10 protein-coding genes are annotated in these 12219 nt (G+C 63.9%); 2 read left to right on the plus strand and 8 right to left on the minus strand.

Going from position 1 to position 12219, the window contains the following annotated elements; translation table 11 throughout:
* Window positions 1-167 precede the first annotated feature (167 nt).
* A complete protein-coding gene (locus A4H34_RS07485; protein ID WP_064231563.1) occupies window positions 168-983 on the plus strand; it encodes an aldo/keto reductase in 816 nt (271 codons plus the stop codon).
* 218 nt (window positions 984-1201) lie between these two features.
* Here A4H34_RS07485 and A4H34_RS07490 read toward each other — a convergent pair whose 3' ends face one another.
* From A4H34_RS07490 to allB, 5 genes are all read right to left on the minus strand, one after another.
* Entirely contained in the window at window positions 1202-1999 is a 798-nt protein-coding gene (locus tag A4H34_RS07490) for a hydroxypyruvate isomerase family protein (protein WP_064231564.1), read from the minus strand.
* 168 nt (window positions 2000-2167) lie between these two features.
* Window positions 2168-3955, minus strand: a complete 1788-nt coding sequence (gene gcl, locus A4H34_RS07495; protein ID WP_064231565.1) for a glyoxylate carboligase — start codon at window positions 3953-3955, stop codon at window positions 2168-2170.
* 111 nt (window positions 3956-4066) lie between these two features.
* Complete coding sequence (locus A4H34_RS07500) at window positions 4067-4483, minus strand: DUF3830 family protein (protein WP_009198694.1); 417 nt, start codon at window positions 4481-4483, stop codon at window positions 4067-4069.
* Window positions 4484-4523: 40 nt separating this feature from the next.
* Window positions 4524-5525, minus strand: coding sequence for an aspartate/ornithine carbamoyltransferase family protein (locus A4H34_RS07505; RefSeq protein ID WP_231870980.1), 1002 nt, complete (start codon window positions 5523-5525; stop codon window positions 4524-4526).
* 34 nt (window positions 5526-5559) lie between these two features.
* Window positions 5560-6897 carry an allantoinase AllB gene (gene allB, locus A4H34_RS07510; RefSeq protein WP_064231566.1) on the minus strand — a complete coding sequence of 446 codons (1338 nt, stop codon included), beginning with the start codon at window positions 6895-6897 and terminating at the stop codon, window positions 5560-5562.
* Between the two features lie 238 nt (window positions 6898-7135).
* Between allB and A4H34_RS07515 the strand changes: the two genes are divergently transcribed.
* On the plus strand, window positions 7136-7927 hold the full coding sequence (locus A4H34_RS07515; protein ID WP_009198691.1) for an IclR family transcriptional regulator: 792 nt from the start codon (window positions 7136-7138) through the stop codon (window positions 7925-7927).
* Here A4H34_RS07515 and A4H34_RS07520 read toward each other — a convergent pair.
* From A4H34_RS07520 to A4H34_RS07530, 3 genes are all read right to left on the minus strand, one after another.
* Window positions 7918-9462, minus strand: a complete 1545-nt coding sequence (locus tag A4H34_RS07520; protein WP_064231567.1) for an NCS1 family nucleobase:cation symporter-1 — start codon at window positions 9460-9462, stop codon at window positions 7918-7920. The two genes, A4H34_RS07515 and A4H34_RS07520, sit on opposite strands and share 10 nt — an antisense overlap.
* 261 nt (window positions 9463-9723) lie before the next feature.
* Window positions 9724-10473 (minus strand): aspartate/glutamate racemase family protein, encoded by a 750-nt coding sequence (locus A4H34_RS07525; protein ID WP_009198688.1) that lies wholly within the window; start codon window positions 10471-10473, stop codon window positions 9724-9726.
* Window positions 10470-11948: an NCS1 family transporter gene (locus A4H34_RS07530; RefSeq protein WP_064231568.1), complete on the minus strand. Its 1479-nt coding sequence runs from the start codon at window positions 11946-11948 to the stop codon at window positions 10470-10472. Before A4H34_RS07530 ends, A4H34_RS07525 begins: the two co-directional genes overlap by 4 nt.
* Window positions 11949-12219 lie beyond the last annotated feature (271 nt).

Here is a 12219-nt window from a genome sequence, read left to right on the forward strand (position 1 = left end):
AGGGCGGCCTCCCCGTACATCATCGCGCATCTTCCAGTTGTCCGCATCGTTGCCCGTGCCCGCCGCCGTCGCCGCCGCCTTTCGCCTCGGCGCCCCGTGCCTCCCACGCCGCTTCTCACCCGCCGCTTCCCCCAAACGCAAGCCCAGCGATCGACTACGCTTGACACATGAATCTCACGGACATTCCCATCGGCATCGGCACCTGGTTCCTCGGCGAGGATCGCCGCAAGCGCGACTCGGAGATCACTGCGATCCGCCGCGGCCTCGACCTCGGCCTGCGGGTGATCGACACGGCCGAGATGTACGGCTCCGGCGCCAGTGAGGAGCTGGTCGGCGAGGCGATCGCCGGACGGCGCGACGACGTATTCCTGGTCTCAAAAGTGCTTCCCTCGAACGCCTCGGCGTCGGGCGTGCGCAGGGCGCTGGAAGCTTCGCTCTACAGGCTCAACACCGATCACCTCGACCTCTACCTTTACCACTGGCGCGGCCATCACCGGCTCGAGGAGACGGTCGAGGCGCTGCAGGCCGCCGTCGACGACGGCCTCATCGGCGCATGGGGCGTCTCCAACTTCGACCCCGCGGACATGGACGATCTCGCAGACCTCGGCGTGACCCCCGCGACCAACCAAATCCTGTACAACCTTCTGCGAAGAGGCCCCGAATACGACCTTCTCCCCCTCATGCGCGAACGCGGCGTGGACCTCATGGCCTACTCGCCGCTCGAGCAGGGAAGGCTCTTCCAGGGCCAGCCTGGAAAGCTCCTCTCCGAGATCGCCGCAGAGGCGGGGACGACGCCGGCGGCCCTGGCCCTCGCGTGGGCGGTGCGTGAGCCGGGATCGATCGCGATCCCCCGGACATCTTCTCCTGAACGCATGGAGGAAAACGCCTCCGCCCTCCAGGTGACGCTCACCCCGGAGATCCTGCGCGACCTTGACGAGGTGTTCACGCCGCCGTCCGGGCCTCGCCCGCTCGAAGTCCTTTGATTCGGGAACTCTCCGTTCTCAGAGGCTGCGGGCGCCGTTCCACCCGCTCTAGGCGCTTTGGCGCCCCTCCCGGTCTGCGCCTTCGTCAGACCCGCCGTTCCCACCCGCTCTAGGCGCTTTGATCGGCAGGCACGGCGCTTTGCCCGACGGGCGCAAAAACGAGCGGGGCTCGCCGGCGTCGATCAAAATGGCGAGCCCCGCTCGGGCAGGGGCGGAGTTTACGGCAGTTCTGGGAGGTTGCCGAAAGAGTCCGCTGTGGCGACGGTGGGGACGTACTCCAGCGCGACCCAGCCGTCATATCCCGCCTTCTTCATAGAGGCAAGCAAACCCGCGATGTCCAGGTCGCCGGTCCCCGGCTCCCCGCGGCCGGGGAAGTCGGCGATCTGGCAGTGGGCGGCTGCTCCTCCGTCGCCCGCGGCGACGGCTGCGACGTCGTCCCCGTTGGCGGCCAAGTGATAGAGGTCGCACAGGAAGCCGACGTTTTCGACGCCGCGCTCGGCCTTGAGCTTTTCCACCACGGCCAAGGTCTGGGCGGCCGTCTTCAAGGGATATTCGGCGGCGCCCGAAACGGGTTCGACCAAAACCGTCGCCCCGATCTCGGCCGCGGCCTTGGCCGCGAACTCGAGGTTGTCGATCGCAACGGCGTCTTGCACCACGGCGTCGACGCCCTCCTGGCGAAGGCCGTACAGGGCGTTGAACGCCTTGCACCCGAGCTCCCGCCCGATTTCCACTGCGACGGGAACGTTCGCCTTGAAATCGTCGACGCGCGAGGGAAGCGAGACGAGTCCGCGCTCTCCCCCGGGCATGTCGCCGGCGAAAAAGTTGAGCCCGATGAGCTGAACGCCGGCGTCGCGGATCGAAGCGACGAAGGCGTCGATATCCTCGCGCTCGGGAACCGCGACGTCCCACGGCCACCAGAACTCCACGGCCTTGAAGCCGGCGTCGGCGGCTGCCTTGGCCCGCTCGAGGACGGGAAGCTCCTTGAACATGATCGAACAGTTGACTGCGTACTCCATAATGTGTCCTTTCGTCTGTTGGCGGCCGGCCTCGCGAGCCCTGACGGGCCGGCCGCCGATGTCATGCTTAGCGGGTTCGCCGGCGCCCGGCTTTTTCGCGCCGGGCCCGACCGATCCCGTTCGGGCTCAATGTCGGCGCCGGACGCCGATGCCGCCGTCTCGCCCGGCTCAGCTCCGCTTGGGCTCGAGGGGAAGGACGGCCGTGGGGGCGTCCTCCGGTGCCTCGGCGAGCGGTTCGAATTCGTTGACCGAATCCAGCGCCGCGCCCATGGAAACGTTCGTCACGCGCTCGAGCACGCACTCGACCACAACGGGAACCTTCAGCTTGTCGGCAATCTCCCGGGCGCGCTTGAATGCGGGGACGAGGTCCTCCGGCTTGCGCACGCGAATCGCCTTGCATCCGAGGCCCTCGGCGACCTTGACGTAGTCGACGCCGTACCCCTCCGTCTCCGGCGAGTTGATGTTCTCGAAGGAGAGCTGCACGCAGTAGTCCATGTCGAAGGCCCGCTGCGACTGGCGGATGAGGCCGAGGTAGGCGTTGTTGACCAGAACGTGCACCCACGGAACGTTGAACTGGGCGGCCACGGCCAGCTCCTCGATGAGGAAGTTGAAGTCGAAGTCGCCTGAGAGCGCGACGGTCGGGGTGTCGGGGTCGGCGACGCATGCGCCGATCGCCGCGGGGATCGTCCATCCCAGCGGCCCGGCCTGACCGGCGTCGAGCCAATGGTGGTGCTTGTAGACGTGCAGGAGCTGGGCGGCCTGGATCTGCGACAGCCCGATCGTCGTGACGTAGCGGGTGTCGCGCCCAAACGCCTCGTTCATCGCCTGGTAGACGCGCTGCGGCTTGAGCGGCACGTTCTCGAAGGCCGTCTTGCGTTGCATCGTGGCCTTGCGGACGTCGCATTCCTTGGCCCACACGCCCCAGTCGGCGAGCTTGCCGGCCTCCTTGTACTCGCGCGCCTTGTCCGCGAGCTTGACGATGAGCGCCTTGGCGTCGGAGACGATCCCGAGGTCGGGCGCGAAAACACGGCCGATCTGGGAGGGTTCGACGTCGACGTGGACGAACTTCCTTCCTTCGCGGAAAACCGAAAGGTCGCCCGTCATGCGATTGGCCCAGCGGTTGCCGATCCCCACCACGAGGTCCGAGGCCAAAAGCGTGGCGTTCGCGTACTGCTGGGAGGTCTGAATGCCGGCCATCCCCTGGGACAAAACGTGGTCGTCGGGAATCGCGCCCCAGCCCATCAGGGTGGAGATCACCGGTATTCCAAGCGTTTCCGCCAGGTCGACGAGGGCGTCCGAGCCGTCGGACTGGATGACGCCGCCGCCCGCGAGGAGGACCGGCCGCTCGGCCGAGGCGATGAGGTCGATGAGGCGTGTGACCTGGGCGTCGGAGGCGACGGGCTTGTGCACCTCGATCGGCTCGTACGCATCGACGTCGAAATCGATCTCGGCCGTCTGCACGTCGCCGGGAAGGTCGATGAGGACGGGGCCCGGGCGGCCCTCGCGCATGAGGTAAAACGCCTTTTGGAAGATTCCTGGGATCTGTGCGGGCTCCAGGACCGTCTTCGCGTACTTCGTCACCGGCGCGGCGATCGAAGCGATGTCGACTCCCTGGAAGTCCTCTTTGTCGAGCTTGGGCGTGGGCACCTGGCCGGTGATGCACAGGATGGGAAGCGAATCGGCCATGGCCGAGTACATTCCCGTGACCATGTCGGTTCCCGCGGGGCCCGACGTTCCCAGACACACGCCGATGTTGCCGACCTTGGCGCGCGTGTACCCCTCGGCCATGTGGGACTGGGCCTCGCCGTGCCTGGCGAGGATGTGGCCGATCCGTCCGTCGGCCTTCAGCGCGGAATACAGGCCGTTGATCGCGGCGCCGGGGATTCCGAATGTTACCGTCACCCCCTCTTTTGCGAGGATCTGAACGATTGCGTCGACGACGCGCATGCGTGCCATGTAAATCTCCTAGCGAACTCGGCGGCCTGCTGAGTGTTTCTGCGTCCGGGCCTCCGTGGGCCCGCCGGTAAACGGAGGCCCGGACGCGGGGCGTACGCGCGCCCCGATCGATCAGAGTGGCCGGAACTCGATGTCCTGGGCGCCTTCCCACAGGAACTTCTCGCCCAGAGCCTTGAGGTTCTCGTTGCCCTCGACGATCGTGGCGAAATGGTTGCCGGGGAGCTGGCCGGCCTTCGATGCAAAGTTGACGTAACCGTACCCGATGAGGAGCTCGGTTTCCGACTTTCCTCCCGGATAGATGACGATCTCGCCGGGAAGCGGGTAGCAGGTTCCGTTCTCGTGTCCGATGCCCAGATCGAGGTCCCCGAAGGGGATCCACCCGGCCTGGCCCGACCAGCGAACGTGAATGATCTTCGACTTCAGGCCCAGCAGGTGCTTCTTGAAGGCGGCGACCGTCTCCGGCGCCATGTCCTCATGATAGACGGCCTTGAAGGTGTAGCCGCCGGCCAAAATCTCGAAATCTGCCATTTGTGTTTGTCCTTCCTTGAAGTGCTTTGTTTGCGGCGACTCAGGCGCCGAGGATCGCGGTCAGCAGAGCCATGCGGATCGACACCGAGTGGAGGATCGACTCGAAGCACAGCTGGTTCGGGGTGTCGTCGATTGCGAGGTCCATCTCGCCCGCGCGGCGCGGAAGCGTGTGGGTCACATAGATCATGTGCCCCTTCTCGCGCTCCTCGTCGAGCGTCTCGTGCTTGACGAAGTAATCGTCCATCACCTTCTTGAAGGCCTCGGCGGTGGCGCCGGCGGGCGCCGAGCAGCCGGGCAGATAGACGAGGTCCTTGTCCCGGATGAACTCGTTGAAGGAGTCCTTCTCGAAATCGTAGGCCTCCTCGAGCTTGGCGTTCGGGTAGTTTTTCTTGATGTTCTCGATGACCTCGCGGGGAACTGCTTTGTCCTTGGGAGAGGCGATGGTCACCTCGGCGCCCAGCCGTGCCAGGCCCTGCGCCATCGAGTGGCCGGTTCGCGCCTCGATCATGTCCGCGGCGGCAACCGTGACCTTGAGCCCTTCGATGTGGCCGAACTTGCGCCACAGGGTGTACAGGTCGAGCAGCGCCTGGGTCGGATGCTCCCAGTGGCCCCAGCCGCCGTTGATGACCGGCGCCGAGCTGTACGACGCGCCTTCGCGGGCATCGACGTCGTTCGGGTGGCGCAACACGATGACGTTGGCATACTGGGAGACGCAGCGGAGCATGTCCGCCAGCGACTCTTCCTTCGCGATCGACGACGTCGTCTGCGGGGTGTTTTCGACGATGACGTTGCCGCCCATGCGGTACATCGCCGTCTCGAAGCTCATGCGCGTGCGCGTCGAGGGCTGGAAGAAGAGAAGCGAGACGATGGCGTCGGGGTACAACTGCCAGTTTCCGCGGTTCTGCAGCTCGAGGTTGCGTCCGAGCTCAAAGAGCGCGAGCAGCTGGTCGTTCGTCATCGAATTGATCGAGATGAAACTCTGCCCCTCGAAGTCGACCTCTCGGATGAGAGACTTGATCGACTGCATAGGAAGTGGTGCCACGTGAGTTCCTCCTTAGTGGAATATGGCTTGGTGTTTACTTGTTGTCACGCGTGATTTCACGCCCGCGCGCGGGGCCGTGGGGCTCGACGGGCTCGCCCGCCAGCCACGTCGCCTTGACGACGCCCGCGAGCTCCCTTCCGTGGTAAGGGGACACAGGGTTCTTGTGGAAGAGCTTGTCTTTGTCGACGACGAAGGTCTCATCCGGGGCCACCGCGATGAGATCGGCGGCCGCCCCGACCTCGATGGATCCTTTGCCCGCGAGGCCGACGACGGCCGCCGGGTTTGAGCCTTGCCACCGGGCGACGTCGCTGAGGCTCGCCCCGAGCTTGCGCCCTTCCGTCCACACTGCGGAGAAACCGAGTTGAACCGAGGAGATGCCGCCCCATGCGGCGCCGAAGTCTCCGGTGTCGAGGTGCTTGAGCTCGGCCGTCGACGGCGAATGGTCCGAGGCGACGAGGTCGATGACGCCCTCTTGGAGCGCCTTCCACAGGCCGATTCGATTGGCATGGCCGCGCAGGGGCGGGCAGCACTTGTACTCGGTGGCGCCGTCGGGTATCTCCTCGGCGTCGAAGGTCAGGTAGTGCGGCGCCGTCTCGACGGTGAGCGGCAGGCCTTCGGCCTTGGCCCTCCGAATGGAATCGACGGCACCGGCCGAACCGAGGTGCAGGATGTGCGCGCGGCACCCCGTCTGACGAACGGCTTCGACGACGAAATCGACGGAGGCGTTCTCCGCTTCGGCCGGATGCGAGTTCATGAAGGCCTCGTAGGAGCGTCCGTCGCACCCCGGCGCGGAGTCGAGGACCGAGGCGTCCTCCGCGTGAATGATGAGAAGGCCGCCGAAGGAAGCGATCTCCTTCATCGCCGCCAGCAGCGTGGGCCGGTCGACGTACGGGTACTCGTCGAGCCCCGAATCGCCGAGGAAGCACTTGAAGCCGAAGACTCCGGCCTCCCACATGGGCCGCAGCTCCTGGATGTTCCCCGGTATGACGCCGCCCCAAAAGCCGACGTCCATGGAAAGCTTGCCGCGCGCAGCCTCTTTCTTCAGCTCGAGGTTTTCGAGCGAGGTGGTGCACGGGCTCGAATTCAAGGGCATGTCGACGAGGGTCGTGAATCCTCCCGCCGCGGCGGCCCGAGTGGCCGTCTCATACCCTTCCCATTCTGTGCGGCCCGGTTCGTTGACGTGAACGTGAATGTCGATCAGACCCGGCATCAGAGCCTGGTCGTCGGGGACGATCACCTCCTCGTCGGCTTCCCACGGGGCGTCCTTTTCGAGGATTCCAACCACCGTGCCGTCTTCGACGGCAATCGCCGCGGGCTTTTCGCCGTCGGGAAGCACGACGCGCTCGGCGCGCCAAATCTTCCTCGTTGCCATTGGTGTTTCCCTTTCTAAATCGTCGTTGATCTGGGAACTTCGCGCTCTCTTTCCACGATTCTAACGCAAAATTCCACGATGCGGAAGCGGAAAGAAAACGTCGTTTTTATTGTTTTTTGATTTTATTAGTTACGTTTTGGGACTTTAGCGATTTTTAGTTTATGAGACGTGCGCTGCTAGCCGCAGACCTCGCCAAACCGATGGGGTAGGCTACGTAAGTCAGCCTAAGGAGCAGCTTATGTCCACCGAGAAGCAAACCTCGCGATCAAATTCCACGGTTCAGGCTGTGAGCCGTGCCTTCGACATACTTGAGATCGTCGCCTCCGCCGGTTCGCCGATTAGCATGACGGACATTTGCAAACAAGCAAAGCTGCCGAGACCCACCGCCCATCGCCTCCTGCGCACGCTCATGGTCAGCGGATACATCTATCAGACGCCGCACAGGAAGTATGCCCTGGGCACCCGGCTCATCTCGCTTTCGCGCTACGCGGGCGGCGCCCTCGGGGTGGCCCTCCGCCCGATCCTCACGAAGGCCGTCGTCACCCTGGACGAATCGGTTTCCGTGGCGATGCTCGACCAAGACTATGCACGATACATCTCCCACGTCCCCTCCGAGCGCGCACGGCGCATGTTCACCGAGGTCGGAAACCAGGTCTCCCTCCACGCCACAGGCGTCGGCAAGGCGATTCTCGCGGCCATGCCCCACGCTCAGGCCCTCGCGACGATCGAGCGGACCCAGCTGCGTGCCTTCACGCCGACGACGATCACCGACAAGGACGAACTCATACGGGAAATCGAATTGACCCGCGAACGCTCCTACGCGCTCGACAACGGCGAGCACGAACGCGGTCTGCGCTGCGTGGCCGTTCCGGTTCCCGGAGATCTGTATCTCGCCGTCTCCGTTTCGGCCCCCGCCGAGCGCATCACGGACTACCTCATCAAAAACTCGATAGTTCCGACGCTGTATTGCACAGCCGACGACATCGCCGGCGCCCTCTCGGCGGAGGCCGATCGCCACTCTCAGCCCTGAGCCTCGGCGGCTTTGTCCGCATTCTCGGCTTCGGCGGCCATTGCGGCGGCTACGGACTCGCGAAGAGAATCGTCGTTCCTCATCGTCAGGTAGGTCAGAAGGCCGCCGAGGGCCGCGCCTATGAACCACGAGAAAGAGGAGGCCGCCTCAAAGAACGGCATGTCAAGGGCGGCCTTGCCTCCCTTTGCAAAGGGGCCGTCCGTCTTCGCGAGGACTCCGAGGATCACGAAGGCCGCGGAAATGATCGACGATCCCACGGTCACCCATATGGCCTTCATGTTCCAGCCTTTGGCGTAGGTGTAGTGCCCCTCTTCCTTGAACAGATCTGGCACGAGGACCTTCTGCCTGCGCAGGATGAAATAGTCGACCATGATGATCCCAAACAGCGGCCCGAGCACCGCCCCGACCCCTTCGAGGAAGATGTTGACGACAACGGGACTGTTGAACAGTCGCCAGGGAAGGATGACCAGGGCGATGCAGGCCGATATGAGGCCGCCCTTCTTGAAGTCAATGTGCTTGGGGGCGGCGTTGGCCAAGTCGTACGCCGGCGAAACGAAGTTTGCTACGACGTTGATGCCGAGGGTCGCCACCGCAAAGGTGATCGCCCCGAGGATCGCGGCCGGCACCGAGTCGATGCGGCTGACCACCTCTACGGGGTCGAAGATGTACTTTCCATAGACTTTGAGCGTTCCTGCCGTGACAAGCACCGAGACCACGGAAAAGGCGATGAAGTTGACCGGAAGCCCCCACAGATTGGCCCGCGTCACCGACCGGCGGTCGGGTGCGTTGCGCGAAAAGTCGCAGAAGTTGAGCATGAGGGTCGAGAAGTAACTGACCGTCAATGCTGTCGCCGCGAGGAATGCGTGAAGCGTTCCGAACTTCGGCGTCGCATTGCTGAGATCGAGGTTCACCTGCCAGTCGGCCTGGTAGAGAATGTAGACGGTGAGAAGAGCCATGACCACCCACACGGCCGGCCCCGCCCAGTCCTGGAAGCGGCGAATCGTCTCCATGCCGTTGCGCAGCAGCAAAAGCTGGAGCGCCCACATAAGGAGGAAGGCTACCCATCCGATCAGCGACAGGCCCAGGATGTTCGTCGTTGTCCAGACGGTGCCTTTGATGTCGGGAACGAGCTTGAGCACGAGGATGACGACGGCGTGGGAGGCGAGATAGGTCTGGATGCCATACCAGGCGATGGCGACGAAGCCTCGGATGAGCGCGGGGACGTTGGCGCCGAAGGTGCCGAAGGCGATGCGCGCGAGAACCGGGTACGGCAGTCCCGTCGCCTGCCCCATCCAACCTGAGAGGTTCATGAGCATGAAGGCGATGATGATGCCGAAGGTCAGCGACAAGAAGACGTTTCCGGCGCCCAACCCCAAACCGAAGAGCCCCGCGGCGAAGGTGTACCCGCCGATCGAGTGGATGTCTGACATCCACATGGCGAAAAGGGAGTAGAACGTCCAGGTTCGTTGTTCGGCCGGAGCCAGGTCCTCGTTGTACAGCCGTGGCGAAAGGCCCTCGGGAACTTGTGTACTCACGGAATTCCTTTCTGTAGGCGGTTTGCGGCGTCGTCGCCGCAAACCGGCGGCGTCCCTTTCGGAACTCCCCCGCGATGTAAGAGTCGGCCGCAGCCCGCGGGGTGATGGGAAGGGCCAGCAGACCTTTCGGTCCGGTTCGGCTGCGTCCGCTGAATCGCGTGATGCGGACGCCGCCGACTGATTGCGTGACGGATTCGGTTGTGCGTGACAGCCGCCGCAACGCGGCGAACTTTAGGCGCGACTGCCTGCCGGAGGATCTTGCTATGCGCTCGATCCGTCCCGTGAGATGTGGCGCGACAGCGGCCAAGAGACGATCGTCTTGGGCCGCGGCGGCGCGTACGTGCGCACCTTCGACGTCTTCAAGCCCAGCCCCACGAGGGATTCGGCGAGCTTGACGGCCGCGGCGACGCCGTCGACCACGGGCGCGCCGGTCCTCTCCTCAATGGCCTTGTCGAGGCCGGCCATCCCCCCGCAGCCGAGCACAATCACTTCGGCGCCGTCCTCCTTCAAAGCGAGCTCGGCCTGCCTGACGATCGCATCGACCACCGTGCTCTCCTCCCCTTCGAGCTCCAAAACGCCCAGGCCCGACGATCGAACGGAGGCGCAGTGACTCGACAGGCCGCCCAAAAGCAGGCGCTCCTCGATGAGGGGAACCGCGCGGTCGAGGGTGGTGACCACCGAATAGCGGTAGCCCAGGAGCATCGCCAGATGGGCGGCGGCGTCGGTGATGTCGACGACGGGCGCCTCGACGAGCTCTTTCAGCCCCTCCTGGCCGTGTTCGCCGAATCCGGCTTGGACCACGGCGTCGTAGGGCTCGTCGTATGCGAGGACCCTGTCCATGACGGCGACGGCGGCGAGGTAGCTTTCCATGTTCCCCTCGCACGAGTCTGCGCCGAAGAAGGGCGTGAGGCCGACGACTTCGGTTCCGGGCGACGCCGCGGCCGCGGCTCCCTTGCGGATCGACTCGGTCATCGACTCGGTCGTGTTGACGTTGACGACTAGGATTCTCATGCCTGGCTTCCTTCCTTGCGTTGCGCGCTGAAAGCGTCGCCGGGTTCGGCGCGATTCGCGCCGTCGCCCTCAGTTTCGGTTCGATCCGCTTCGCGGCTTCCAATTTCGGCGTATCGTCTCAAACTAGGCGGCCCCATCGTCATGAGCAGATAGTAAATGAGGCCCGCCGGGATGAGCGACGAGTACCACGCGACCGCTTCGAAGACGAAGGCCACGGCGACGCCGGCCAGAGTGGCGACGTATGCGGCCCAGTTGACGCCCTTGAACCTGCCGTCCTTCTTGTACAGTTCGACGACGTCGAGCCGCTGGCGGCGAATCAGATAGTAATCGACCGCCATGATCGCGAAGACCGGCCCGAGGAAAGCCGAGTAGATTTGGACGAAGGTCTGCAGCCCGTCGGCCGACTCCTTGGAGACCAGCTTCCACGGGAAGGTGGCAATCGAAAGCAAGCCCACGAGGGCCACGGCGGGTTTGAACGGGATCTTGAAAATGTCCTGCAACACGTAGACAGGGGGCACGACGTTGTTAAGGACGTTCGTCGTCACCTGCGCAAAAACGATGAACAAAAGCGTGACGATGAGAAGCAGCTTGTTGTCGACCGCGCCCGAGAAGACGTCAATGGGGTCTTTAGTTCCGGTCGCCTGCGAGACGATGAGCCCGATAAGCCCCATAAACACCGTGACGGGAAGGATCGAGAAGGCGTAGATCGTGGTCAGGAGACTGCGACCCGTTCCCTTCGAGTGCTCGCGCGAATAGTCCGAGACATTGAGGATCATCGTGGCATAAATGCCCAAGAACAGCATCGTCGCGTTCCAGAACTTCAGGCCCCACGTGCCCTCGTTCCCCGCCCCGAGCGACTCCGAAATCTGGTCTCCGTACTTCGCGACGGTGGAGGCGAACATGTATATCAGCGAGAGGATGATGAAAACCGCTCCGACGTTCTCCAGCCATTTGATCCCCTCGAAGCCGAAGATGGACAGGAGCGTCTGAAGCCCGAGGAGGACGACGAAATAGAACCAGACGTTCTCGAAGCCGAAGATGATCCCCGAACACTTCGAGAGGGCCGCGGCTCCGATCCAGCTCTGGAATCCGTACCACACAAGGGCGGGAACGGCTCGCACGAGCCCCGGAAGGGCCGTCCCATGAAAGCCGAACGAGGCCCGCGCGTGAACGACGAATGGGATGCCGTACTTGTATCCGGCCGCCCCGTTGAGCATGAGGCAGAATCCGATGACGAAGCATCCAATCGTCATGGCGACGATTGACTGCAGGAGATTGAGCGTTCCCACCAGGCTCGAGCCCATTGTGAACGTTCCGATGGAAACGCAGCCGCCGAGCCAGGCGAAGAAGTAGGAGGTCTTGCCCATCGTTCGACGGGTCGTAGGCTGCAAGCTTTCGACAGTGCCGGTGGCCGCGATTTCGGCCCGCTCGGCAGGCGTGACGACGTCGCCGCCGCCAAGGGGTGTTGTCTTCATTGACACATCTCTTCCCTTCAACTTCCGGTAGAACCGGTAGGTTTCCGTTGTCGGCAGGAGAGAACTTCCACGATGCGGAACTAACGTTCCACATGCCGACATACTTAGGTTAGAGACGCAGCCCACAGCAGGTCAAGGGGCGCGGCTGGCAAATCGACTCGAAGAAAGAATCGGGAAACGCGCGGGACGCCGAGCGCGACGATGGTCCCAATCGATCCGCCGCCCTTGTGAAGGCGCTGTCCGCTGCGGGCGCGGGGCGCAAGTGAAGGCA

Source organism: Peptidiphaga gingivicola (assembly GCF_001652275.1).
GTDB lineage: Bacteria > Actinomycetota > Actinomycetes > Actinomycetales > Actinomycetaceae > Peptidiphaga > Peptidiphaga gingivicola.